Source organism: Brucella sp. MAB-22, assembly GCF_025908475.1.
Lineage (GTDB): Bacteria > Pseudomonadota > Alphaproteobacteria > Rhizobiales > Rhizobiaceae > Brucella > Brucella anthropi.
In genome coordinates, this window is the sequence record NZ_CP109782.1 from 2661123 (window position 1) to 2684740 (window position 23618).

Consider the following 23618-nt stretch of genomic DNA (forward strand, 5'->3'; position numbering starts at 1 on the left):
ATAACATGGCACGCGTAAAACGCGGCGTTACCGCCCACGCAAAGCACAAGAAGGTTCTGGATCAGGCTGCTGGTTTCCGTGGCCGTCGCAAGAACACCATCCGCACCGCCAAGGCTGCAGTTGACCGTTCGAAGCAGTATGCTTACCGCGACCGCAAGAACCGCAAGCGCTCGTTCCGCGCTCTCTGGATCCAGCGCATCAACGCTGCTGTCCGCGAGCAGGGCCTGACCTATGGCCGTTTCATCGACGGTCTTGCCAAGGCTGGCATCGAGATCGACCGCAAGGTTCTGTCCGACATCGCAATCCACGAACCGGATGCATTTGGTGCGCTGGTTGCATCGGCAAAGAAGGCTCTCGAGTACCTCAAGAACACCGAGACGCCGAACGCTTTTGAAGGCGCTGTCCGCTAAGCCAGCCGCCTTTCCCAAGCAGTATCGATAATTTGGGGACCCGCGCTGGCTCGGCTGGCGCGGGTTTTCTCGTTTTAAGGATTCAAAGCGGGCATGAAGGATGAACCGGGCAAGTTGAGACTGGATCTGGATGCGGATGATCTCCGCAGCCTGCTGGTTCTGCTTGTCCAGAGCCGGGGCAAGCGTATTTCCAGCGCCGTCATCGGTGGTCATCGTGTCTGGATCAAGCGCTACGATGCAGAAAGGCGCCCATTTCCGAAGCGTCTGCACAGCCTCATTTCGCCGCTTCTTCCCTATCCGTTCCTGCGCAGCCCGAAGGATGTTGGAGAAGCAGGCATGGCCGACCGCGAAGAGCGCAAGATGAGCGCTTTTCTGCAGGCAGGCTTTCAGGTTCCCAGGATCGTCTACCACCAAGGGGCGGTGATGGTTCTGAGCGATGTCGCGCCGATTATCCAGGACCAGCTTGACCATTTACGTCGCAATGATCCGCAGGGCCATGATGCACTTCTGGTGCATTGCGCCCGCGCGTTGGGTGAGGCCCATGCTGCCGGGCTCTGCCATGGGCGTCCGCACCCGCGCGATTTCTTCGAGAAAAACGGCGTTGCCGGTTTTCTGGATTTCGAGGAGGAACCGGAAACGGTCATGCCGCTTGCTGCTGCACAGGCGCGCGACGTGTGGCTCCTGTTCTTCCAGATCACGGCGCAGGCGCGTCTTGCCGGGACACCGCAGCAGACATTCGCAGCCTATCGTGCGGTCGCGCCCGCTGACGTGATTCCGGAATTGAAGAAAATTGTCGGCTTCTTCCGATTTACCATCGCGCCGCTGAGGCTGTTCCGCCGCATTTTTCTCGGCGGCGATGGAAGACGGCTCTTGCAGGCGATGGAATTTTTTGACGCCAATCTTGATGCGTCTCACCAATCAGGCCAAAGAGAGTAACGACAACGCTTCTTTGGCTGCAAAGCGAAATATGTGGAGCGCTGCAGGCGCAACAGGTAACTCAAAACAAGAGGCGTGGAGCGCTGCAAGCGCGACAGGGAGCTCAAAACAAGAGGCGTGGAGTGCCGCAGGCACGACAGGGATTTAAACAATGAGTGATCTAGAACAACTTGAACGGCAGATTCTCGAAGACATCGCGGCGGCGGCTGACGAGCCTGCCATTGAAGCCGTGCGTGTCGCCGCTCTTGGCAAGAAGGGCTCAGTTTCGGAAAAGCTGAAGACACTGGGCAGCATGACGCCGGAAGAGCGTCAGGCGCAGGGGCCGGCGATTAACGGCTTGAAGAACCGGGTTACCGAAGCGCTGACCGAGCGCAAGACGGAACTGCGCAAGCAAGCGATTGCCGCTCGCCTTGAGCGCGAAAAGGTCGATGTGACGCTGCCGGTGCGTGAAAGCGCTGCATCGCGCGGTCGCATTCATCCGATTTCACAGGTCATCGATGAGATCACCGCAATCTTCGCCGATATGGGTTTCTCGATTGCCGAAGGTCCGGATATCGAAACCGATTATTACAATTTCACGGCTCTGAACTTCCCCGAAGGCCATCCGGCGCGCGAAATGCACGACACCTTCTTCTTCAATGCAGACGAGAAGGGCGAGCGCAAGTTGCTGCGCACGCATACCTCGCCGGTGCAGGTGCACACGATGGAGAAGTTCGCGGCCATCCGTGACAAGGAAGACCGTGACGAGCCGATCCGCATCGTCATTCCGGGCAAGACCTATCGCATGGATTCCGACGCCACCCATTCGCCGATGTTCCATCAGGTCGAAGGTCTGGTTGTCGATAAGTCGGCCAATGTCGCCAACATGAAGTGGGTGCTGGAAGAGTTCTGCAAATCCTTCTTTGAAGTGCCTTCGGTCAAGATGCGTATGCGTCCGAGCTTCTTCCCGTTCACTGAGCCATCGGTCGAGGTTGATATTCAGTGCGACCGTTCCGGTCCGCATGTGAAGTTCGGCGAGGGCAATGACTGGCTTGAAATTCTGGGCTGCGGCATGGTGCATCCGAATGTGCTGCGCGCTTCCGGCTACGACCCAGACGTCTATCAGGGCTTTGCATGGGGCATGGGCATCGATCGCATCGCCATGCTGAAATACGGCATGCCTGATCTGCGCGCTTTCTTCGACGCCGATGTGCGCTGGATCGAACATTACGGTTTCCGTCCGCTCGACATTCCGACGCTTTTCGGCGGACTGAGCGCTTAAGGACAGGAAGGGACAAGACAAATGAAATTCACGCTTTCCTGGCTCAAGGATCACCTTGAAACCGATGCGACGCTGGAACAGATCGTCGAGAAGCTGACCGATATTGGTCTGGAAGTGGAATCGGTCGACGACCGCGCTGCTTTCAAGGCCTTCAAGATCGCCAAGGTCGTAAGCGCTGTTCAGCATCCGGATGCCGACAAGCTGCGCGTACTTTCCGTCGATACGGGTGACGGCAAGCCGGTCCAGGTCGTTTGCGGCGCGCCAAACGCCCGCGCTGGTCTGGTCGGTGTATTGGGCCGTCCGGGTGACTATGTTCCGGGCCTCGATGTCACGCTTTCCGTTGGCAAGATTCGCGGTGTCGAAAGTTTCGGCATGATGTGTTCCGAGCGCGAGCTGGAGCTTTCCGACGAGCACAATGGCATCATCGACCTGCCGGAAGATGCTCCGGTCGGCACCAGCTTTGCAACCTATGCCGGACTGGACGATGCGGTGATCGAGATTGGCCTGACGCCGAACCGTGCCGATTGCACCGGCATTCATGGCATTGCACGTGATCTTGCTGCTGCTGGTCTAGGCACGGTCAAGAACACTTTGCCGGAAGCGGTGAAGGGCGAAGGCGAAACGCCGGTCAAGGTCATTCTGGATCAGGATGACGAGAACCCGTTCTGCACTGGTTTCGCACTGCGCATGGTCAAGGGCGTGAAAAATGGCCCAAGCCCCAAATGGATGCAGCAGCGTCTGAAGGCCATCGGCTTGCGCCCGATCAATGCGCTGGTCGACATCACCAATTATGTGACCTTCGATCAGGGCCGTCCGCTGCACGTCTTCGACGCTGCCAAGGTCAAGGGCAATCTGACGGTGCGTCTGGCAAAGGATGGCGAAACCATTCTCGGTCTCGATCAGCGTGAATATAAGTTCAAGCCGGGCATGTATGTGATTGCCGATGAGAACGGTCCCGAATCGATCGCCGGTATCATGGGCGGCGAGCATTCCGGTTGCGATGAAAACACCACCGATGTGTTGATCGAATCGGCTCTCTGGGACCCGCGCATGATTGCGCGCACGGGCCGCGAACTCGGCATCGTTACCGATGCGCGCTATCGTTTCGAGCGTGGCGTCGATCCGGAAATGATGGTTCCGGGTGCAGAACTGGCAACCAAGTTGGTGCTGGAACTCTGTGGCGGCGAGCCGACAGTTCTCGACGTGGTTGGATATAGCAAGCCTACGCCGCGCGTGATCGATTTCCCGGTATCGGAAGTCAAGCGCCTGACGGGCATCGAGGTTTCCTACGACGCATCCTTCGATATCCTGAAGCGTCTTGGCTTCAGCGTTGAAGGCGACGGCAAGGTTATCAAGGCCACTGTTCCGACGTGGCGTGGCGACGTGGAAGGCAAGGCCGACCTCGTTGAAGAAGTCATGCGCATTCATGGCATCAACCAGATCGACCCGCAGCCGCTGCCGGGGCTTGGCACGGTCAATGGCCGTATCCTGACCACCTTGCAGATCAGAACCCGCCATGCCCGCCGCATGCTCGCTTCGCGCGGCATGATGGAAGCCGTGACCTATTCCTTCATTTCCGACGCGCAAGCCAAAGCTTTTGGTGGTGGCAAGCCGGAACTGAAGCTGGCGAACCCGATTGCCGCCGATATGTCGGACATGCGTCCTTCGCTCCTGCCGGGCCTGCTGGTCGCAGCACAGCGCAATGCGGATCGCGGTTTCGGCGATACGGCACTGTTCGAGGTTTCGGGCATTTATGAAGGCGATACGCCAGACAAGCAGCGTCGCGTGGCGGGTGGCGTGCGCCGCGGTACGGCCAAGGTTGATGGCTCGGGTCGTTTCTGGGCTGGTAATGCGGCTCCCGTCGGCGTCTTCGATGCCAAGGCTGATGCATTGGCAGCACTTGAAGCTGCTGGCGCTCCGGTTGACCGCATCCAGATCGAAGCCGGTGGTCCTGAATGGTTCCATCCGGGCCGTTCGGGAACGCTGAAACTCGGACCGAAGGTCGTTCTTGGCACCTTCGGTGAGTTCCATCCAGACACGCTGGAAGCGCTCGATGTTTCGGGCGCACTCTGCGGCTTCGAGGTCTACATCGATGCGATACCTGAGCCGAAGGCGAAATCCACACGCACCAAGCCGGCTTTGAATCTCTCGCAGTTCCAGAGCCTTAAGCGCGATTTCGCGTTTGTGGTGGATGCAAGCGTTGAAGCCGGAAATGTCGTGAAGGCGGTTTCGTCGGCGGACAAGAAGCTGATTGCCGGTGTTCAGGTCTTCGATATCTTCACAGGGGCATCACTTGGTGAGGGCAAGAAGTCGATTGCGGTTGAAGTGCTGTTGCAGCCGCAGGACCGCACATTGACGGATGAAGATCTGGAAGCACTATCGAAGCAGGTCGTGGCCAGTGTGGCCAAGCAGACCGGCGGCGTGCTGCGCGGATAAGCATGAAATAAAAAGCCCGCCAGATTGGCGGGCTTTTTCATAGCGCTATTCAGCGGCCTGTCTCGTCCTTGCTGGCAGAGCCATCATCGCCATATCGATGATCTTTTGTACCGCGGCGCGCGAATTGCCATCGCGGGCTTCAAAAGAAATGCTCTGTTGGATCATGTGATAGAATTCGGTCATCTGTGCGGTATCGGCATTGGAGGGTAGATCACCTGCCCCTACCGCCTGCTGCAAGCGCTTGGAAAGCCGCTCATGATTTGCGTGTCGGATAGCCTGGAGAAATTCCTTCACAGGCACATTTTCCGGTTTGCACTGGATCGAGCTTACACTGATCATACAGCCGCCCGCCGGGCAGGCGAAAGCGCTGTCTGCGCTCAGTTCCAGCCAGCGGCGCATGCCCTCCTGAATGGTGGTCGCGTTTTCCAGTGCGTCGAAAGGAGCGGCGCCGATGGTACGGCGATAATAGTCGACGGCTTCACGAAACGCCTGCTCCTTATTGCCGAAGGCGGCATAGAAACTTGGCGGCGTAATGCCGATGGCGGTCGTGAAGTCGTTGATCTGGGCGCACTCATAGCCTTTGGCCCAGAAAACCTTCATCACCTTGTCCAGCGCTGCGTCGCGGTCGAAGCTGCGCGGGCGTCCGCGTGGAACCATTTTTCTCCCTTTCTGTAATCATCCTTATATAATTCTCTTGACCCTTTCGGGCAAGGCGATATTAATTATGTAGTCTACACTATATAATTAGGATTCGTCCCATGAACGATACGTGCGAATCCGCCCTTGCGGCGGAAGAGGTTTCTGCGTCTTCGCAAAAGGCGCGAGCGATCCCGCTGGTTGTCTATTGCCTCAGCTTAGGCGTGTTCGCGCTCACGACTTCCGAACTCATGATCTCGGGCATGCTGCCTTCACTTCAGGTGGCGTTCGACCGTTCCATCGCCGATATCGGCAATCTCATTTCGCTTTATGCGCTTGGCATGATGATCGGCGGACCGCTGGTCACGATCCTGTTTCTGGCGTTGAAGATCGAGAACAAGCGGGGACTTCTGATTCTGCTTGTATTTTATGCGGCGGCGCAAAGCGTGGCCGCGTCCACAAGCAGCTTCCAAATTCTGCTGATCGCCCGTGTTTTGACCGGTATGGCGGCGGCAACGAGCTTCGGGCTGATGCTTGCCATTACGGCACAGCTCGTCGGACCGGAACTGCGCGGGCGAGCTTCATCGCTGGTCTTTGCCGGCCTCATGCTCTGCACCGTCTTCGGCGTGCCGATAGCGACGGCGATCACCAATGCGTTCGGCTGGCGGGCGAGCTTCTGGGCCATTGTGGTCCTGATTCTGGTATGCGCGCTTGTCATCGCAATCAAGATTGAGTCGTCGCCCGATACGCCGCAGGCCGATCTGCGCTCTGAACTGAAGGAAATGCGCAAGCCGAAACTCTGGGCCGCCTATGCCACGAGCGCGCTCGTCATTGGTTCGTCTTTCGCGGTCTACAGCTATCTGTCACCGATCACGGTGGAGCTTGCCGGCTTCTCCGCAATGCAGGTGCCATTTTTGCTTGCCGTCTATGGCGGCGCCAATATCGTCGGCAACTATGTCACCGGTCGCTTTGCCGACCGTCACACGATTCCGACTATCGCCATCGGTCTTGTGTTGATGCTGTCGGCCATGCTGATTTTCGCGCTTTTCGCCGAGCTGAAACTGGCTACGATCCTTGCCATCGTGATGATCGGCCTGACGGGCATAGCACTTAATCCTGCCTTTATCGCGAGGGTGATGCGGATCGCGCATCCGGGCGCGCTGGTGAACGCCATGCATGCATCGGTCATCAATATCGGTCTCGGACTTGGGCCGTGGGTTGGTGGACAGGCAATGGAGGCAGGCTATGGCCTGCATGCACCACTATGGGTCGGCTTTGCCATGACATTGGCCGGGCTTCTGACGCTTGCACCACCAGCTCTGCGCAGGATGTAAAAAAGGGAGCCCGACGGGCTCCCCTTTTATTTGGAGCATTTATCAAAGACCGGTCAAAGCAAGCTGCTGTTCGTTGTAACGCTTGCCTGCGATCAGGGCGGGTGCGGATACCTCATCCAGACGCTGCAAATCCTGTGGTGTCAGTGTGATGTCCACGGCTTTCACATTGTCTTCCAGATGATGGATCTTGCGGACACCGGGGATCGGCACGATGAAATCGCCCCGGCTCAGTACCCATGCCAGCGCCAGCTGTGCGGGCGTGACCTGCTTTTCCTGTGCGATCTCGACGATACGATCCACCTGCCGATTGTTGGCTTCCAGATTGCCCGGCTGGAAACGCGGCAGGGTCTTGCGGAAGTCGTCTTCGGCGAGATCGGACTGTGAACGCAACGTGCCGGTCAGCATACCGCGCCCAAGCGGGCTATAGGGTACGAAACCGATACCAAGTTCACGGCAGACTGGCAGCACATTGTCTTCCGGATCGCGTGCCCATAGCGAATACTCGCTTTGCAACGCGGCGATGGGATGGACCGCATGCGCGCGGTGCAAGGTGGTGCTACCTGCTTCCGAAAGGCCGATGGCGCGTATCTTTCCCTCATCGATCAGGTCTTTCAAAGTGCCAACCACATCTTCGATCGGCACGGATGGATCGACGCGGTGCTGGTAGAACAGATCGATCACATCGATGCCAAGCCGCTTCAGGGAGGCCTCGGCTACGTCGCGAATATGTTCAGGGCGGCTATCGACACCCTTCATCTGGCCGTCTTCGATCTTGAAGCCGAACTTCGTTGCAATCGTCACCCGTTCACGGAATGGCTTGAGCGCCTTGCCGACGAGTTTCTCATTCTCGAACGGGCCATAGACCTCCGCAGTATCGAAAAATGTCACGCCAACGTCGACGGCGCGGTGCAGCGTGCGGATTGCATCCTGTTCGTCCTGCCCCCCATAGGCGTGTGTCATTCCCATGCAGCCGAAACCAAGGGCGGAAACGTTCAATTGCTGGCCGAGTTTGCGCTGTTGCATCGTAGTTCCTTTCGAATGGCTGATTGAAAGTACTGAAAATTGTGCGGGAGGATCGGGAGGAGATTCTGGGTGGACGCGCCTTCAAGCTGCCTGCGCCCAAGCCCGGGACCATGTTGCGAACCATAAAACAGGGTGATCAGTTCGATAATACCGATTTATTTTCACGGCTTGTTCTGTAATTTGTAACAATGAATCGAAGTCAACTGTCACAGCTTGCCGTTCTAGCCGCCGTTGCCGCGCATGGAAGTTTCCGTGGCGCTGCGCGGGAACTGGCGATTGCGCCCTCGGCCGTCAGCCATGCGGTGGCAACACTGGAGGACAGTCTGGGCGTGCGTCTTCTTGCACGCACAACACGCAGCGTCGCCCCGACGGAGGCCGGGCGGCAATTGCTGGAGAGGCTGGCACCGGCGCTTGAGGAGATCAATGCGGCTTTGGGTGCCGCCGTCGATTCGCGGGATCGACCGTCCGGGGTGCTGCGCATCACAGCGCCCTATGTGGCGGCGCAACTTGTCATCGCTCCGCGTCTGGGCGAATTCGCCAGAGCTTATCCCGATATCACACTCGACCTGCGGGTGGAAAATGGCTTCACCGATATCGTAGCGGCGGGCTTCGATGCAGGTGTGCGTCTCGGTGAAAGCCTCGAAGCGGACATGATTGCAACGCGGCTGACCGGGCATGTTCGTGCCGCAATCGTTGCGGCACCGGCTTATTTCGATAACCGTCCAGCTCCCCTCGAACCGCGCGATCTTTTGCAGCATGCATGTATCCGCCATCGCTTTCCGAGCGGACGAACCTATCGCTGGGAATTCGAAAAGGCGGGCGAAGTGCAGGAAATCGCCATTGAGGGACCTCTGATTGTCAATGACGACAGGGTTATTCTGGAAGCAGCCCTGAACGGTACGGGGCTTGCTTATCTGTTCGAAGCCTATGTTCACGATGCATTGGCGAATGGACGTCTTGCCCGGGTCCTGGAAGACTGGTGCCAGCCTTTCGCCGGGCTTTATCTCTATTATCCAAGCCGTCGCCAGATGCGCCCGGCCTTGCGCGCATTCATCGACTTTTATCGCCATGGGTCGGGGAGCGGTCAATGAAGGCAACGTCGAACCATTTGCGTCATGCCGGTCTGCCACTCGCACGGCAGCGGGATATCTTTTCACAGATGATTCTGGAAAGCCCGCTGCTGACGGATGCGCTGCATCGGCTGCATGAACTCGGCGGGGAATCATTCGAATTCTGGCTCGTTTCCGGTGCCCTCTACAACACCATCTGGAACCGGCTGACCGGGCGACAGGCTCTGCATGGGATCAAGGATCTCGATATTATCTATTTCGACGGCAGCGATCTTTCCTGGGAAGCAGAGGATGCGGTTATCACGCGCGGGGCTGACGTCTTCCGCGGCTTTCCGCTTCCGGTGCAGATTCGCAATCAGGCGCGGGTGCATCTGTGGTTCGAAAAGCGCTTTGGACAGCCCTATGCACCGCTTCGCTCTGCGGCCGAATCGATAGAACGCTATTCGACGATTGCCCATTGTGTGGGTGTGCGGCTGGCAAAAGACGGCGAGGTGACGGAAGATGGGCTGCTCATCCACGCTCCATTCGGCTTTGACGATATTTTTTCATTTCGCATTCGGCCCAATCGTGCCATCGATAACCGCGAAACGCATGAGATCAAGGCAACCCGCGCGCTGAAATTCTGGCCGGAACTGAGAGTTCAGGACTGGGACACGCCGGAATGAGTCCGGTTCTTGCTTTGAATGAAAGAGGGAACAGCATGTTTCGTTGGGGTATCCTTTCAACTGCCAAGATTGGCGTCACGCAGGTAATTCCAGCGCTTTGCGCGTCCGAAAATGGCATTGTTCATGCCATTGCAAGCCGCGACCTGTCGCGGGCACGCGCCGTCGCCGACCGCTTCGGTGCACCGCTGGCATTCGGTTCCTATGAAGAACTTTTGGCCAGCGACGCTATCGACGGCGTCTATATACCGCTGCCGACCTCGCAGCACATCGAATGGAGCCTCAAGGCGGCTGAAGCAGGCAAGCATGTCCTATGCGAAAAGCCGATTGCACTCAAGGCCGACGATATCGACCAGCTTATTGCCGCGCGTGACAAGCACAAGGTTACGATGGCTGAAGCCTTCATGGTCTATTACCATCCGCAGTGGATCAAGCTGCAGGAACTTCTGGCCGAAGGCGCTATCGGCAGGCTCCGCCATGTGCAGGGCGCTTTTTCCTATTTCAATGTCGATCCGGGCAATATGCGTAACCAGCCGGAACTGGGCGGCGGCGCCCTGCCGGATATTGGCGTCTATCCGACTGTGGTAACCCGTATGGTTACCGGTCAGGAACCGGTGTCGGTTCAGGCGTCGGTCGAATATGATCCGGCCTTCGGCACCGACCGTTATGCCAATGTTTCGGCGCGCTTCGACGGTTTTGACCTGACTTTCTATGTCGCCACGCAACTTGGCGCTCGACAAACGATGGTTTTCCATGGCGACAAGGGCTTCATCGAAGTCTATGCGCCGTTCAATACCGGCAAATATGGTCATGGCAGCATCGCGCTTTTCGATGCCGGTCACACGAAGGCGACGGAATGGTCGTTCGGTGACGCCAATCATTATCAGCTTCAGGCCGAGAGTTTTGTGCGTGCTGCGCGCGGCGATAAGGATGCGCGGCTTTTCTCGCTTGAAAACTCGAAGGCGAACCAGAAATTCATCGATGCGATCTACCGAGCGGCAAAAGACGGCAAATCGGCTATGGTATGATGGTCAGCGCGCACTATGTAGTGCAGCGGCGACCCCTATTTCGTACGTCGATAGGTCCCTGTCAGTATTTCCGGGTGCGGAATCTGCCTCAGCTTGGCTGTTGTGACTTGCAGTAAAAAACCGCGTTTCTTATATACGCCTCGCACAGGGCATTGATGTGCGTCTGGAAACCGGTCCGGTATCTGGACAAGCATCGTGAAAAGCGCATTGTGAAACCGATAGGAACCGCCCATGGAACGCTCGGTAGAGGTCTTGGCGGTTTGCTGAATGGAGAGAAATATGGCTAAAGTAATTGGTATCGATCTGGGAACGACCAACTCCTGCGTATCCGTCATGGACGGCAAAAACGCGAAGGTCATCGAAAATGCCGAAGGTGCGCGTACAACCCCTTCGATCGTTGCATTCACGGATAGTGACGAACGTCTTATCGGCCAGCCTGCCAAGCGTCAGGCCGTCACCAATCCGGAAGGTACCATTTTTGCGGTCAAGCGCCTGATCGGCCGCCGCTTTGACGACCCGATGGTTACCAAGGACAAGGACCTTGTCCCATACCAGATCGTCAAGGGCGACAATGGCGATGCCTGGGTTGAAGTCCACGGCAAGAAATATTCCCCGTCGCAGGTTTCTGCGATGATCCTTCAGAAGATGAAGGAAACCGCTGAGTCTTATCTCGGCGAAACGGTTACGCAGGCGGTTATCACCGTCCCGGCCTACTTCAACGACGCTCAGCGCCAGGCAACCAAGGATGCCGGCAAGATCGCTGGTCTTGAAGTGTTGCGTATCATCAACGAGCCGACGGCTGCTGCACTCGCTTACGGTCTGGACAAGAACGAAGGCAAGACCATTGCTGTTTATGACCTTGGCGGTGGTACCTTCGACGTGTCGATCCTCGAAATCGGTGACGGCGTCTTTGAAGTGAAGTCGACCAATGGCGACACCTTCCTTGGCGGTGAAGACTTTGACATGCGTCTGGTCGAATACCTCGTGGCCGAGTTCAAGAAGGAAAGCGGCATCGACCTCAAGAACGACAAGCTCGCTCTGCAGCGCCTCAAGGAAGCTGCCGAAAAAGCCAAGATCGAACTGTCGTCCGCGCAGCAGACCGAAGTCAATCTGCCGTTCATCACGGCCGACCAGACCGGTCCGAAGCATCTTGCCATCAAGCTGTCGCGCGCCAAGTTCGAAAGCCTGGTCGACGATCTCGTCCAGCGCACCATCGAACCTTGCAAGGCAGCACTGAAGGATGCCGGTCTGAAGGCTGGCGAAATCGACGAAGTGATTCTGGTCGGCGGCATGACCCGCATGCCGAAGATTCAGGAAGTCGTGAAGGCCTTCTTCGGCAAGGAGCCGCACAAGGGCGTTAATCCTGATGAAGTCGTCGCCATGGGCGCGGCAATTCAGGCAGGCGTTCTGCAGGGCGACGTCAAGGACGTTCTGCTGCTCGACGTGACCCCGCTTTCGCTGGGTATCGAAACGCTGGGCGGCGTGTTCACTCGTCTGATCGAACGCAACACCACGATCCCGACCAAGAAGTCGCAGACCTTCTCCACCGCCGAAGACAACCAGTCGGCCGTGACGATCCGCGTCTTCCAGGGCGAGCGTGAAATGGCTGCCGACAACAAGATGCTGGGCCAGTTCGACCTCGTCGGCATTCCGCCCGCACCGCGTGGCGTGCCGCAGATCGAAGTGACCTTCGACATCGACGCCAACGGTATCGTCAACGTGACGGCCAAGGACAAGGGCACGGGCAAGGAGCATCAGATCCGCATCCAGGCATCCGGTGGTCTGAGCGATGCCGACATCGAAAAGATGGTCAAGGACGCCGAGGCGAATGCCGAAGCGGACAAGAAGCGCCGCGACGCCGTGGAAGCCAAGAACCAGGGCGAAAGCCTCGTTCATTCGACCGAAAAGTCGCTGAGCGAATATGGTGACAAGGTTTCGGCTGACGACAAGAAGGCCATTGAGGATGCTCTCGCAAGCCTCAAGACCTCGCTTGAAGGCGACGATGCCGAGGACATCAAGGCGAAGACGCAGACGCTCGCCGAAGCTTCCATGAAGCTTGGTCAGGCCATGTATGAGGCTGCTCAGGCTGCTGAAACCGGTTCTGCCGGCGGTAGCGAAGAAGCTGCTTCGAACGACGATGTTGTCGATGCCGATTACGAAGAAATCGACGACGACAAGAAGAAGTCGTAATTTCAGGCTCTATACGCTCAAGCCCGGGGCTCTGCCCCGGGCTTTTGCCAATTTTCGAGATGTTCATATTCGCAGGTTTTGTATAAGCCTGCATATTGGCTGGTATCGGTAGAAAGTACCGATGGAAATATCAGGCAGATCAGCCTCTATTTGAAAAATCGCGCTGGCCTGCATACATCTTGAAAAGCATGAGACGGTTTCGGGCAAAGTGGTGTTGACGCTGAAACCCGGAGTGCTGCTCTGACGCATTGAGTCGGAAGGCGCTTCGATAGATGAACAATTGGAAACGCTGGCCCCTGACAAGTGTTGAACGCTTTGGGGCGTGTCGCACGAATCTGGGACCGGTTTCGGGATACGATGTCCGTGAAAGCAAAAGGCGCGTTCCTGCCGCCGGGATAACGAACTGATGAAGATCGACTACTACGAAGCTCTGGGTGTTGAAAGAACGGCAGACGATAAGGTGCTGAAAACCGCCTTTCGCAAGCTCGCGATGGAGTACCATCCGGATCGCAATCCGAACAATCCGGAAGCTGAACGCAAGTTCAAGGAAATCGGTGAAGCTTACGAAACGCTGAAGGATCCGCAGAAGCGTGCCGCTTATGACCGGTTCGGCCACGCAGCCTTTGAAAATGGCGGCATGGGCGGCGGCTTCGGCAACGGTTTTGGTGGCTCTGGCGGTTTTGCCGATATCTTCGAAGACATTTTTGGCGAGATGATGGGTGGTGGTCGCCGTCGCTCCAATGGCGGACGCGAACGCGGCGCCGATCTTCGCTACAATATGGAAGTGACGCTGGAAGAAGCCTATGCGGGCAAGACCGCGCAAATCCGCGTTCCAACCTCCATTACCTGCGATGAATGTTCGGGTTCCGGGGCAAAGGCCGGTTCCCAGCCGACCACCTGTACCATGTGTTCGGGTTCGGGCCGCGTTCGCGCTGCCCAGGGCTTTTTCTCGGTGGAACGCACCTGCCCGACCTGTAATGGTCGCGGACAGATGATCAAGGATCCTTGCGGCAAGTGCCATGGTCAGGGCCGCGTCACCCAGGAACGTTCACTGTCGGTCAATATTCCGGCTGGCATTGAGGATGGCACCCGTATCCGTCTTTCCGGTGAAGGCGAGGCCGGTATGCGCGGTGGCCCATCGGGCGATCTCTACATTTTCCTTTCGGTCAAGCCGCATGAGTTCTTCCAGCGCGACGGTTCCGACCTTTATTGCAAGGTGCCGATCTCGATGACGACTGCGGCGCTTGGCGGCCAGTTCGAAGTTTCGACACTCGATGGCACGCAGACAAGGGTCAAGGTTCCGGACGGCACACAGAACGGCAAGCAGTTCCGCCTCAAGGGCAAGGGCATGCCGGTTCTGCGTCAGGCCGCCGTTGGCGATCTTTATATACAGATCGACATTGAGACGCCGCAGAACCTGTCCAAACGCCAGCGTGAACTGCTGGAAGAGTTCGAAAAACTTTCCTCGCAAGAGAACAGCCCGAAATCAGCGGGGTTCTTCTCAAGGATGAAAGAATTCTTTGAAGGTATCGGTGAATAATAAAGGGAGCCTTTTGGCTCCCTTTTTTGTTCTTTTCCTTATTCACGCCTTGCTTAGGGAATTCAAAGCGGCATAAACTTGTCCAATAACGACAATGGGAGCAGCAAGAATGGCAGGACAGCTCGGCAGGAAACTGGCCGCTAAGTTCGATGAGGAGATCCGTTTTTTCAAGGGATGGATAGACGGGCCGAAAGCGGTCGGCGCTATTTTGCCGACGAGTTCCATTACCGCGCGCCGTATGGCGAGCGTCATCGATACCGGTTCCGGTCTTCCGGTTCTGGAACTCGGACCGGGCACGGGCGTGATTACCAAGGCGATCTTGAAACAGGGCGTGAAACCTGCTGACCTCTATTCCATCGAATATTCGCAGGATTTCGTGGATCACTTGAATACGATCTTTCCGGAGGTCAACATCATTCAGGGCGATGCCTTCGATCTCGATAGCGCGTTGGGTGAGAAGAAAGACCAGAAATTTGACTGCATCATCTCTGCGGTGCCGATGCTCAATTTCCCGATGGACAAGCGCATCCAGCTCGTGGAAAGCCTGCTTTCGCGCATTCCACACGGACGGCCTCTGATGCAGATCACCTATGGTCCCTTGCCACCGGTTCCAGCCGGTCGCGGCAATTATACGGTCCAGCACTATGATTTCGTGGTGCGCAATGTGCCACCGGCGCAGCTTTGGGTTTATCGCAGCCCCTTGGTCTAGTTTTGTGCGAGGCTTTTCATGACTGCACGTATTCTCGTCTTCGCGGGTTCAGTTCGCATCGGCGCGTTTTCCGGCCATATGGCAGATGCCGCCGAGAAAGAATTACGGGCGCAAGGTGCTCAGGTCACGCGTATCACGCTTGCCGACTATCCGCTGCCGATCATGGATCAGAATCTGGAAAACGAGCATGGCGTTCCCGAGAACGCCATGCGACTCGGTCGCCTGTTTGCCGAACAGGACGGTCTGATGATCTGCTCGCCGGAATATAATGCATCGATCCCGCCGCTTCTGAAAAACACCATCGATTGGGTCAGTCGCATTTCAAGGGACGGAGACAGGCCGTTCAGGCCTTATGCTGGTCTGACTGTCGGCCTCTGTTCCAGCTCCGACGGTATGTTTGCCGGTATGCGTGGACTCTACCACCTGCGCGCCGTTCTGATGAATGTCGGCGTACAGATCGTCACCGAGCAATGCTCGGTCGGTCATGCATCGGTGGCGTTCAATGACGATGGTACGCTGAAAGAAGAACGCAGCGCGAGAATGCTCTCCGCTGTCTGCCGTAGCCTCATCGCACGGGTGGAAGAAGCAAAAAGCTGATTCCGTCTCTTTCGTAACGAGTCTTGTTGTGCGAAGAGAATAAAAATCACCACGGAGACTCTCATGACGACGACAGATTTGCGCGATCAAGCATCCGGGCGCTTGATCGTGGGCCTCGACGTGCCGACCACCGCCGATGCTGAGAAGGCGGTCGAAGAGCTGGGCGACACTGTTTCCTTCTACAAGATCGGCTATCAGCTGGTTTTTGCGGGTGGTCTCGATTTCGCAAAAAGCCTTGTGGCGGCGAAGAAGAAAGTCTTCCTCGACATGAAGCTGCTTGATATCGACAACACCATCGCGAAGGGTGTTGAGAATGTCGCGAAGATGGGTGTTTCCATGCTCACGCTGCATGCCTATCCGAAAGCGATGCGGGCAGCGGTGGAAGCCGCCAAGGGATCGGACCTCTGCCTGCTCGGCGTGACGGTTCTGACCTCAATGGACAATGCCGATCTGCGGGAAGCAGGTTATTCTGACGATGCCGAAACGCTGGTGCTGAAACGCGCCCTTCAGGCGCGTGAGGCTGGTATGGGCGGCATTGTTGCTTCCGCGGTCGAAGCGGCAGCCATCCGTCAGGCGGTCGGCCCGGATATGGCCATCGTTACGCCGGGCATTCGTCCCGCCGGTTCGGAAAAGGGCGACCAGAAACGGGTCATGACCCCTGCGGATGCCTTGAAGGCCGGAGCCAGCCATCTGGTCGTTGCCCGTCCGATTGTTGGTGCCGTTGATCGCAAAGCCGCTGCCCTTGCCATTCTCGACGAAATGCGTTCCGTTGCCTAGAGCATTTCCAGCGAAAGTGCGAAGCGGTTTTGCGCGGGATAATGCGGTGGAAAAGATTGCGAGTTAGTGGAGGAAACAGCATGACTAAAGCCTACTGGATTGCCCGTGTGGATGTCCGTGATCCCGAGCGATACAAGGATTATGTTTCAACGGCGAAACCGGCATTTGAACGTTATGGTGCAAATTTCATCGCACGTGGCGGCACGGCTGATGCAGTTGAGGGACAGGGTCGCGCCCGCAACGTGATCATCGAATTCGAAACCATGCAGCACGCGCTCGATTGCTATAATTCGCCGGAATATCAGGCGGCGAAGGCGATCCGCCAGACGGTTGCGGATGGTGAAATCGTCATCGTCGAAGGCGTTTAGAGCGCCGATCAGATAGGATCTGATCGGCGCTCTAACCTATTATATTTTAAGCATAATCTTATTGATCCTCATTTCACTCCGGTCGGATTATGCTCTAAAATCAAAGGGCCCACAGGGGCCCTTTGATTTGCTGTTTAGAGCCGGACCGGTGGATCGTGCCGTCCGGCAAGCGTCAGATCGAGCAGCAGAACCTTTCCGGCATGGGGATCGGAACGGCGAGCCTCTTCGTCGAGGCCTTCATTGGCGCTGGTCACGATCATCACCGTTGCATCCGGTCCGACAAAAGCAGGGCATGATGGCTGGCGGACCGGCAGTGAAATCGAGCGGATCAGGCGGCCTTGCGATGAATAGGCATTGAGCGAACTGCCCCCCCAACAGGCATTCCACAGCGTACCTTCCGCATCAACAACCGAGCCATCGACACCGCCGTCTTCGATGCGGTGATGGAAGACGCTTTTGTCGGATATCGGCAATCCGGTTTCGGGGTCCGTGTCGACACGCCAGATGATATTGCGATCAGTATCGGCGAAATAGGCGACCTTGCCATCAGGAGAGAAGCAGATCGAATTGGTGATCGTGATGCCGGAGAACAACTTTTTTACCTGACCCTCGCGATACCACCAGATCGAGCCTGCATCGGTCTCGGCTTTTTTGCCCATCGTGCCGATCCAGAACGATCCTGATGGATGCACACGCGCATCGTTGGAACGGGTGACGTCATTCTCGGCTTCAAGTGGATGATGAAGAGTCAATCGCCCATTGGCGCGCTCGCGAATGAACAGCCCATGCTCACTGACGATCAGCTGCCGGTCACGGTCGATAACGGCGAGGGCGCTGGCCTTCATGCCGAGCGCATGGACGTGAATTTCGCCGCTGTCCCAGTTCTTCTCGATCAGTTTCTGACCGAGAATATCGAACCACCAGACATTTCCGCTCAGTGGATCGTAGCCGGGGCCTTCGCCCAGTTCTGCTACATGGTCGGCAAACAGGGTAGTTTTAACGACGGTCACTTTTTCCTCCCGAGACGCGCGAAGCGATTGCATCCAACATAATCAACGGATGAAAGCTGATCCAGTTCAACTTCAAGCATTGTAAGTGCACAACAGACACCCGAGAACGGATTGAGAGAAAGGACTATGTTGCCCAGTCATTCCGTTTTAGATTTCCCGCAACTTCGAATCGCGAGGAAATCATGGCTCTCAAAGTCGCGGTCCAGATGGACCATATCAGCACGGTGAACATTGCGGGCGACACCACATTCGCCCTTTCGCTCGAGGCGCAGAAGCGCGGTCATGAGCTTTACCATTATACGCCAGACCGGCTTTCGATGCGCGATGGCGTCGTTTCCGCCCGCTTGGAAAAGATGGAAGTGCGCGACGTCAAGGGCGATCACTATACGCTGGGTGAGCCGATCCGCCGCGACCTGTCGGAAATGGATGTGGTGCTTCTGCGTCAGGACCCGCCCTTCGACATGAACTATATCACCACCACCCATCTTCTGGAGCGGATTCACCCGAAAACACTGGTTGTCAACGATCCGGCATGGGTGCGCAACAGTCCCGAAAAAATCTTTGTGACAGAGTTTCCCGACCTGATGCCGGAAACGCTCATCACCAAGGACCCGCAGGAAGTCATGGATTTCCGTCGCGAGTTCGGCGACATCATTTTGAAGCCACTTTATGGTAATGGTGGTGCGGGCGTCTTCCATCTGGCCGATGGTGACCGCAACCTGACCTCGCTTCTGGAAATGTTCGGTCAGCTCTTCAAGGAGCCGTTCATTGCACAACGTTATCTGAAGGACGTACGCGCCGGCGACAAGCGCATCATCCTGATTGATGGTGAACCTGTCGGCGCAATCAATCGCGTGCCGTCGGAAACCGATGCCCGTTCCAACATGCATGTCGGCGGGCGTGCGGAACAGAGCAAGCTAACGCCACGTGAACGCGAGATTTGCGAGCGCATTGGCCCGTCACTGAAAGAACGTGGTTTCATTCTGGTCGGCATTGATGTGATCGGCGACTACATGACCGAAATCAACGTTACCTCTCCAACTGGTATCCGCGAAATCCAGCGTTTCGACGGGACTAATATCGCGGCCCTGTTCTGGGATGCGGTAGAAGCCAAGCGTTAATTTGTTCTCTTAACGTTCTTGAACTTGCCGCTCGCTCGTGCTTAACTCTCTAAGTTGTATTTGAGTCTTTACTCACTTAAGAGATGTGGTGCGTGGCGAGCGGGGGCACATGGTCGCGCGGGTTGGAACAGTTGCTTTTCAAGGCATAGAGGCTGTGCCTGTCGACGTGCAGGTGATGGTCGCGCCGGGCAAGATGGGCATGTCCATTGTCGGCTTGCCGGACAAAGCCGTGGCAGAAAGCCGGGAGCGTGTGCAAGCAGCGTTGCACGCCTCGGGCCTTTCCATGCCGACCAAGCGGGTGACGGTTAATCTGGCACCTGCCGACCTGCCGAAAGAAGGGTCGCATTATGACTTGCCCATTGCTGTCGGGCTTATGGCGGCAATCGGTGCCATTCCGGCGGATGCAATACAGTCCTATCTCGTTCTGGGTGAATTGTCGCTCGACGGTTCGATAACACCGGTGGCAGGCGTCCTGCCTGCTGCAATCGGTGCGAACCGGGATGAGAAAGGACTTATCTGCCCTTATGCTTGCGGGCCAGAGGCAGCGTGGGCGGGTGCCGATATCGATATTCTGGCTCCGCGCAGTCTCATCGCCCTTGCCAACCATTTTCGCGGCACGCAGGTTCTGACCCGACCGGAACCATCCATGCGGCTTTCCGGTGAAACGGAACTCGATCTTGCCGATATCAAAGGGCAGGAGACCGCCAAGCGAGCGCTTGAGATCGCTGCTGCGGGCAATCACAATCTGTTGCTTGTCGGGCCACCGGGATCCGGCAAATCCATGCTTGCTCAGCGATTGCCATCCATTCTGCCGCGCCTTTCTCCGCGCGAATTGCTGGACGTATCGATGATCGCCTCGATTGCGGGTGAGCTTTCGGGTGGAAAACTGTCAGATCGCCGTCCGTTCCGCGCGCCGCATCATTCGGCGTCCATGGCGGCAATGGTCGGCGGTGGACTGCGTGCGCGTCCGGGCGAGGTATCGCTTGCGCATAACGGCGTGCTGTTTCTGGATGAGTTTCCGGAATTCTCGCCACAGGTGCTAGATTCCTTGCGTCAGCCACTCGAAACCGGCGAATGTCTCATTGCACGAGTCAATCATCGCACCAGCTATCCAGCGCGCTTTCAACTGATCGCCGCCATGAATCCCTGCCGTTGCGGTATGGCGGGCGAACCCGGTCATGTCTGCGCGCGGGGCCCCCGTTGTCAGGCCGATTATCAGGCGCGTATTTCAGGCCCGCTCCTCGACCGTATAGACTTGCGGGTGGATATGCCTGCCGTCTCTGCCTTCGATCTCATCAAACCATCCCGGTCGGAAACGAGCGAGACGGTCGCGCAACGCGTCTCCCGCGCTCGTGCGATTCAGACCCAGCGTTATTCAGCGCTCGGTCTGGAGCCGTCCCTGACCAATGCCTATTGCTCGGCCAAACTGATCGAACAGGTTGCTGAGCCGGATGCGGCAGGCCTCAAGCTTTTGCGTGACGCAAGCGAGCAGATGCGTTTTTCTGCCCGCGCTTATCATCGCATTCTGAAGGTCGCCCGGACGCTGGCCGATCTGAACGGGAGCGACAAAGTCGGTCGCATTCATTTGGCCAGCGCCATATCCTATCGCATGGGTGCGGAAAGGCTGGTTTCCGCAGCCTGAACATCTTCTACGACGTCACGTTTTCAAGCGTCGTCATCCGATCACGCGATTGCACGCGAATCTCGCCATTGTTGAGAAAGAGGCATGTATCGAACAATGTGAGATCAAGCGGGTTGGGAAGCCGAACATCCTCGATCCCTGGGCACGGCTTTGCCGCTGGATCAAAGGAACGGTCGATTTGCGATATACACAGAATGGTGAGCCTTCGCTTTGAAGCAAATGACCTGAGCGCCGCAATCTGGGTCGACAGGTCGGGTTTTTCCCGCTTCTGATCGAGAATCTGCAGATAATCGACGATCACGACGGTTCCAGCCGAAGCAGCGTCGAGTTTGGCGATCATATAATCCGCGCAGATGGCATCCGAGCAATCGAAACGGAATAGATGCCGGAAGTTATCGCGATCGACGCCGAGTGCCTTGAAGCGTCCGGCGATATCCGTCTCAGTGTATTCAAGCGAAAAGAAAAGGCCGTAATTGCCATCTCGCATGGCCTCAATCATTATATCAAGACTCAACAGGGTTTTCCCATGGCCCGGTCTGGCGCCAATCAGCACCATGCTGCCGGACTTGAGATAGCCATAGATTTCGCGAGCAGAAACGGGAGCGGATGTGTTGTCAACGAGCAGGCTCCAGCTTCTGTAACCCTCCTGCGCGGCAACGCGATCAAGCGCTTCATGAAGTGGAATATCAGCATCATTTGCCAAACGCCTGGCAAGCCGCTTCAGGTGATAGATAGGGGACGATAACCGCATCGATAAACCTCCTGTGACGAGCTGTCATTGCAGTCCCTCCTTGTGCATGTGCCCGAACAGTTGGTTCGATGATTTCATCTTCCTGCATGAAAAATGCTTTCCCGAACGGAGGGGGGAGGCTTGGAAGCAGCCAGAATCGGAGAATAACGCAAATGGTCAGTCTGCGGAACTGCTATGTAGCTTAGACAGTACGACGAGGAAATTTCAGCGTGGCGCTATCGGCTTCCAGTGATGGAGGACGGACCGGTCTTCGCAAGAATAACACCAGTAATGGCCCTGAAAGGGCTGATCATACTGGCGGCTGATTGGACGTCCGGCCAGAAAGCAGAGCAGCAGCGTACCGGCACCACCGTGGCCGACGATAGCGATATCGTCAGAATTTCCAAGCCGCTTTACCGCTTCAAAACCTTCCACGATGCGTTGTTGCACATCGATGGCCCGCTCCCAGCCGCGAATACTTGCTTCGGGTGCGGAAAAGAACTGGTCGGCTACAGTCTCGTGTTGTTCGGCGGGCAGGAAGCCAGTGGCGCTTCGGTCGATCTCCTTAAAGCGGCTGTCGGTCAACGGACTGACTCTTAAAATATCCGCCAGAATTTCAGCAGCTTCAATTGCCTTTGCTTCCGTGCTGGACCAGATTGATGTGATCGATTGCAGTTCCGGCTGGCTGGCAAAGGAGCGCATCCGTTCAATTCCGCGCTCCGACAGGTTCCACGACGGAACAGGCTTTGCGGGATCGATCACGACTTCCGGATGCGAGATAAAGTAGATTTTCGTCATGCGCGCCCCAAATAGCCGTATCATTGTAAACAATAGGGCGCATTTCGCGCCCTGTTGCCAACCCATTGAGTTCATATTCTGAACGTTACAAGGCCATTCTCATCGATGGCCCAGGCCGGGTTCCATGCAATTTCCCAGGCGTGATCGTCAGGATCGGCGACATAGCCGCGAAAACCACCATGGCTCGGCGCGTCAGCCGAACGCACCAGCTTGCCACCAGCCCCAACCAACCGGTCCATCAATGGCGCGACATCCGTTTCCAGTTCCACATTATGTGCAAGAGAAAATGCGCCGGGCTGCTGGAGGCCTTTGCGGTTCATATCGGTTTCGAGCGAAGCTTTCAGGAAGGTTCCGAGAACGAAACCGTTCATCTGATAGAAGATGATTTCTTCATTCTCGAAAACAGGCACCCAGCCGAAGCCCTGCGTGTAAAAACGACGTGAGCACTCGAGGTCGGCGATACCAATTGTAATGACGGAGATCTGCTGTTTCATAACCAAGACCTTTTGTTCTCCAATGCAGCATTGCATCGGCGTGTAAGGTCAAGGGACTCAACGCATTTGCCGAAATGAAAACAATTGCGAAGGCCAGGACCCGCTTTACAACGGGGATCGGGCTAACCGCACCGACCTCTCCTTTTTAGACCCGGAATGAATAGCACATTCCGGGACGTTTTCAAAAACATATGGGGAAGGTTTTGTGTCAGCGTACCGAACCGACGAGGAGATTGTCCGGGCCTTCGATGGTGACCCAGCGACCGGTATCGTTGGCTGCCTGACGCTTCAGATAAGTATAATCGGTCTCGTTCCAGCGCATAACTTCATCGGTCAGATTGTCGAGAACGAAATCACCGCGATCCGTGCGAACGGTGAGGACTGCATGACCTTCGCCGTCCGGCTTGCGAACGACAGTGATCAGAAGATCCGTGATCGGAATGCCGGCCTTCTGCAATTCACGCTGCTTCAGCAGGACGTAATCTTCGCAGTCACCAACGGTCGTCGGGTAAGCCCAGTATTCCTCGACGCCATAGATTTCCATGTCGGTCATCGGCTTGATGCGTTCATTGACCGAAAGATTGATCTCGACGATGCGCTGCCAGTTTGAATGGTTGAGCTGCAGTGCGCGGGTGTCGCGACTGGTGATGCCGCATTCCTTGGCTTCGCGCTTGCAGAATTCATAATGTCCAATCGGCTGCGAGGTCAGCTTGCCGGTCTGCATGAAGTCGCCGGAGGCGGCTTGTGCACCAAAGCTTGTCATCAGCAGCGAAACTGCAAAACCGGCGACTGCCATAATCTTTGTGGTCGAGCGAACAACGCAAAACATACTCAACGCCCTTTGGC

Annotated in this window: 23 protein-coding genes; 16 read left to right on the forward strand and 7 right to left on the reverse strand. The window is 56.6% G+C overall.

Features of this window, described 5'->3' with window-relative positions:
* The first annotated feature begins 5 nt into the window (after nucleotides 1-5).
* From rplT to pheT, 4 genes are all read left to right on the forward strand, one after another.
* The gene (gene rplT, locus OHI65_RS22380) at nucleotides 6-410 is read left to right on the forward strand and encodes a 50S ribosomal protein L20 (protein WP_006468099.1); all 405 of its coding nucleotides are present in this window, start codon (nucleotides 6-8) and stop codon (nucleotides 408-410) included.
* Nucleotides 411-503: 93 nt separating this feature from the next.
* Entirely contained in the window at nucleotides 504-1346 is an 843-nt protein-coding gene (locus tag OHI65_RS22385) for a hypothetical protein (RefSeq protein WP_012091034.1), read from the forward strand.
* A gap of 151 nt (nucleotides 1347-1497) precedes the next feature.
* Nucleotides 1498-2607 carry a phenylalanine--tRNA ligase subunit alpha gene (gene pheS, locus OHI65_RS22390; protein WP_012091033.1) on the forward strand — a complete coding sequence of 370 codons (1110 nt, stop codon included), beginning with the start codon at nucleotides 1498-1500 and terminating at the stop codon, nucleotides 2605-2607.
* 21 nt (nucleotides 2608-2628) lie between these two features.
* The gene (gene pheT / locus OHI65_RS22395) at nucleotides 2629-5043 is read left to right on the forward strand and encodes a phenylalanine--tRNA ligase subunit beta (RefSeq protein WP_094514542.1); all 2415 of its coding nucleotides are present in this window, start codon (nucleotides 2629-2631) and stop codon (nucleotides 5041-5043) included.
* A 45-nt stretch (nucleotides 5044-5088) separates the two neighbouring features.
* Here the strand turns inward: pheT and OHI65_RS22400 are convergent, their stop codons facing one another.
* Complete coding sequence (locus tag OHI65_RS22400) at nucleotides 5089-5700, reverse strand: TetR/AcrR family transcriptional regulator (protein ID WP_012091031.1); 612 nt, start codon at nucleotides 5698-5700, stop codon at nucleotides 5089-5091.
* 101 nt (nucleotides 5701-5801) lie between these two features.
* Between OHI65_RS22400 and OHI65_RS22405 the strand changes: the two genes are divergently transcribed.
* Nucleotides 5802-7013, forward strand: coding sequence for an MFS transporter (locus OHI65_RS22405; RefSeq protein ID WP_012091030.1), 1212 nt, complete (start codon nucleotides 5802-5804; stop codon nucleotides 7011-7013).
* 42 nt (nucleotides 7014-7055) lie between these two features.
* Here OHI65_RS22405 and OHI65_RS22410 read toward each other — a convergent pair whose 3' ends face one another.
* Nucleotides 7056-8036: an aldo/keto reductase gene (locus OHI65_RS22410; RefSeq protein WP_125300438.1), complete on the reverse strand. Its 981-nt coding sequence runs from the start codon at nucleotides 8034-8036 to the stop codon at nucleotides 7056-7058.
* Nucleotides 8037-8224: 188 nt separating this feature from the next.
* Here OHI65_RS22410 and OHI65_RS22415 point away from each other — a divergent pair, with 188 nt between their 5' ends.
* The 9 genes from OHI65_RS22415 to OHI65_RS22455 all read left to right on the forward strand — a co-directional run bounded on the left by OHI65_RS22415 (nucleotide 8225) and on the right by OHI65_RS22455 (nucleotide 16977).
* Nucleotides 8225-9127, forward strand: a complete 903-nt coding sequence (locus OHI65_RS22415) for a LysR family transcriptional regulator (protein WP_125300439.1) — start codon at nucleotides 8225-8227, stop codon at nucleotides 9125-9127.
* Nucleotides 9124-9771, forward strand: a complete 648-nt coding sequence (locus tag OHI65_RS22420) for a nucleotidyltransferase family protein (protein ID WP_125300440.1) — start codon at nucleotides 9124-9126, stop codon at nucleotides 9769-9771. The genes OHI65_RS22415 and OHI65_RS22420 overlap by 4 nt, the downstream gene beginning before the upstream one ends.
* A gap of 35 nt (nucleotides 9772-9806) precedes the next feature.
* On the forward strand, nucleotides 9807-10796 hold the full coding sequence (locus OHI65_RS22425) for a Gfo/Idh/MocA family protein (RefSeq protein WP_125300441.1): 990 nt from the start codon (nucleotides 9807-9809) through the stop codon (nucleotides 10794-10796).
* Nucleotides 10797-11075: 279 nt separating this feature from the next.
* A complete protein-coding gene (gene dnaK, locus OHI65_RS22430) occupies nucleotides 11076-12986 on the forward strand; it encodes a molecular chaperone DnaK (protein WP_010657711.1) in 1911 nt (636 codons plus the stop codon).
* Nucleotides 12987-13392: 406 nt separating this feature from the next.
* Nucleotides 13393-14526: a molecular chaperone DnaJ gene (gene dnaJ, locus OHI65_RS22435; RefSeq protein WP_010657712.1), complete on the forward strand. Its 1134-nt coding sequence runs from the start codon at nucleotides 13393-13395 to the stop codon at nucleotides 14524-14526.
* 109 nt (nucleotides 14527-14635) lie between these two features.
* Nucleotides 14636-15235 carry a phospholipid N-methyltransferase PmtA gene (gene pmtA, locus OHI65_RS22440; protein WP_010657713.1) on the forward strand — a complete coding sequence of 200 codons (600 nt, stop codon included), beginning with the start codon at nucleotides 14636-14638 and terminating at the stop codon, nucleotides 15233-15235.
* A gap of 18 nt (nucleotides 15236-15253) precedes the next feature.
* Nucleotides 15254-15832, forward strand: a complete 579-nt coding sequence (locus OHI65_RS22445) for an NADPH-dependent FMN reductase (RefSeq protein WP_010657714.1) — start codon at nucleotides 15254-15256, stop codon at nucleotides 15830-15832.
* Between the two features lie 63 nt (nucleotides 15833-15895).
* A complete protein-coding gene (pyrF, locus tag OHI65_RS22450; protein ID WP_125300442.1) occupies nucleotides 15896-16609 on the forward strand; it encodes an orotidine-5'-phosphate decarboxylase in 714 nt (237 codons plus the stop codon).
* 80 nt (nucleotides 16610-16689) lie between these two features.
* Nucleotides 16690-16977, forward strand: coding sequence for a DUF1330 domain-containing protein (locus OHI65_RS22455; protein ID WP_010657716.1), 288 nt, complete (start codon nucleotides 16690-16692; stop codon nucleotides 16975-16977).
* A gap of 134 nt (nucleotides 16978-17111) precedes the next feature.
* Here OHI65_RS22455 and OHI65_RS22460 read toward each other — a convergent pair whose 3' ends face one another.
* On the reverse strand, nucleotides 17112-17987 hold the full coding sequence (locus OHI65_RS22460; RefSeq protein WP_125300443.1) for an SMP-30/gluconolactonase/LRE family protein: 876 nt from the start codon (nucleotides 17985-17987) through the stop codon (nucleotides 17112-17114).
* Between the two features lie 182 nt (nucleotides 17988-18169).
* Between OHI65_RS22460 and gshB the strand changes: the two genes are divergently transcribed.
* Nucleotides 18170-19108, forward strand: a complete 939-nt coding sequence (gshB, locus tag OHI65_RS22465; RefSeq protein ID WP_012091021.1) for a glutathione synthase — start codon at nucleotides 18170-18172, stop codon at nucleotides 19106-19108.
* Nucleotides 19109-19217: 109 nt separating this feature from the next.
* The gene (locus tag OHI65_RS22470) at nucleotides 19218-20750 is read left to right on the forward strand and encodes a YifB family Mg chelatase-like AAA ATPase (RefSeq protein ID WP_012091020.1); all 1533 of its coding nucleotides are present in this window, start codon (nucleotides 19218-19220) and stop codon (nucleotides 20748-20750) included.
* A gap of 7 nt (nucleotides 20751-20757) precedes the next feature.
* Here the strand turns inward: OHI65_RS22470 and OHI65_RS22475 are convergent, their stop codons facing one another.
* The 4 genes from OHI65_RS22475 to OHI65_RS22490 form a co-directional block, all read right to left on the reverse strand.
* Nucleotides 20758-21501, reverse strand: coding sequence for a DNA helicase (locus tag OHI65_RS22475; RefSeq protein ID WP_012091019.1), 744 nt, complete (start codon nucleotides 21499-21501; stop codon nucleotides 20758-20760).
* 204 nt (nucleotides 21502-21705) lie between these two features.
* The gene (locus tag OHI65_RS22480; protein WP_125300444.1) at nucleotides 21706-22278 is read right to left on the reverse strand and encodes a histidine phosphatase family protein; all 573 of its coding nucleotides are present in this window, start codon (nucleotides 22276-22278) and stop codon (nucleotides 21706-21708) included.
* Nucleotides 22279-22349: 71 nt separating this feature from the next.
* On the reverse strand, nucleotides 22350-22772 hold the full coding sequence (locus tag OHI65_RS22485) for a VOC family protein (RefSeq protein WP_094514554.1): 423 nt from the start codon (nucleotides 22770-22772) through the stop codon (nucleotides 22350-22352).
* Nucleotides 22773-22980: 208 nt separating this feature from the next.
* Entirely contained in the window at nucleotides 22981-23601 is a 621-nt protein-coding gene (locus OHI65_RS22490) for a transglutaminase-like cysteine peptidase (protein ID WP_012091016.1), read from the reverse strand.
* Between the last annotated feature and the right edge of the window lie 17 nt (nucleotides 23602-23618).

Excerpts from the sequence above, each read along its gene's own strand:
- rplT (WP_006468099.1), top strand. The coding sequence starts at position 6 with ATGGCACGCGTAAAACGCGGCGTTACCGCCCACGCAAAGCACAAGAAG.
- OHI65_RS22385 (WP_012091034.1), top strand. The coding sequence starts at position 504 with ATGAAGGATGAACCGGGCAAGTTGAGACTGGATCTGGATGCGGATGAT.
- pheS (WP_012091033.1), top strand. The coding sequence starts at position 1,498 with ATGAGTGATCTAGAACAACTTGAACGGCAGATTCTCGAAGACATCGCG.
- pheT (WP_094514542.1), top strand. The coding sequence starts at position 2,629 with ATGAAATTCACGCTTTCCTGGCTCAAGGATCACCTTGAAACCGATGCG.
- OHI65_RS22400 (WP_012091031.1), bottom strand. The coding sequence starts at position 5,700 with ATGGTTCCACGCGGACGCCCGCGCAGCTTCGACCGCGACGCAGCGCTG.
- OHI65_RS22405 (WP_012091030.1), top strand. The coding sequence starts at position 5,802 with ATGAACGATACGTGCGAATCCGCCCTTGCGGCGGAAGAGGTTTCTGCG.
- OHI65_RS22410 (WP_125300438.1), bottom strand. The coding sequence starts at position 8,036 with ATGCAACAGCGCAAACTCGGCCAGCAATTGAACGTTTCCGCCCTTGGT.
- OHI65_RS22415 (WP_125300439.1), top strand. The coding sequence starts at position 8,225 with ATGAATCGAAGTCAACTGTCACAGCTTGCCGTTCTAGCCGCCGTTGCC.
- OHI65_RS22420 (WP_125300440.1), top strand. The coding sequence starts at position 9,124 with ATGAAGGCAACGTCGAACCATTTGCGTCATGCCGGTCTGCCACTCGCA.
- OHI65_RS22425 (WP_125300441.1), top strand. The coding sequence starts at position 9,807 with ATGTTTCGTTGGGGTATCCTTTCAACTGCCAAGATTGGCGTCACGCAG.
- dnaK (WP_010657711.1), top strand. The coding sequence starts at position 11,076 with ATGGCTAAAGTAATTGGTATCGATCTGGGAACGACCAACTCCTGCGTA.
- dnaJ (WP_010657712.1), top strand. The coding sequence starts at position 13,393 with ATGAAGATCGACTACTACGAAGCTCTGGGTGTTGAAAGAACGGCAGAC.
- pmtA (WP_010657713.1), top strand. The coding sequence starts at position 14,636 with ATGGCAGGACAGCTCGGCAGGAAACTGGCCGCTAAGTTCGATGAGGAG.
- OHI65_RS22445 (WP_010657714.1), top strand. The coding sequence starts at position 15,254 with ATGACTGCACGTATTCTCGTCTTCGCGGGTTCAGTTCGCATCGGCGCG.
- pyrF (WP_125300442.1), top strand. The coding sequence starts at position 15,896 with ATGACGACGACAGATTTGCGCGATCAAGCATCCGGGCGCTTGATCGTG.
- OHI65_RS22455 (WP_010657716.1), top strand. The coding sequence starts at position 16,690 with ATGACTAAAGCCTACTGGATTGCCCGTGTGGATGTCCGTGATCCCGAG.
- gshB (WP_012091021.1), top strand. The coding sequence starts at position 18,170 with ATGGCTCTCAAAGTCGCGGTCCAGATGGACCATATCAGCACGGTGAAC.
- OHI65_RS22470 (WP_012091020.1), top strand. The coding sequence starts at position 19,218 with ATGGTCGCGCGGGTTGGAACAGTTGCTTTTCAAGGCATAGAGGCTGTG.
- OHI65_RS22475 (WP_012091019.1), bottom strand. The coding sequence starts at position 21,501 with ATGCGGTTATCGTCCCCTATCTATCACCTGAAGCGGCTTGCCAGGCGT.
- OHI65_RS22480 (WP_125300444.1), bottom strand. The coding sequence starts at position 22,278 with ATGACGAAAATCTACTTTATCTCGCATCCGGAAGTCGTGATCGATCCC.
- OHI65_RS22485 (WP_094514554.1), bottom strand. The coding sequence starts at position 22,772 with ATGAAACAGCAGATCTCCGTCATTACAATTGGTATCGCCGACCTCGAG.
- OHI65_RS22490 (WP_012091016.1), bottom strand. The coding sequence starts at position 23,601 with ATGTTTTGCGTTGTTCGCTCGACCACAAAGATTATGGCAGTCGCCGGT.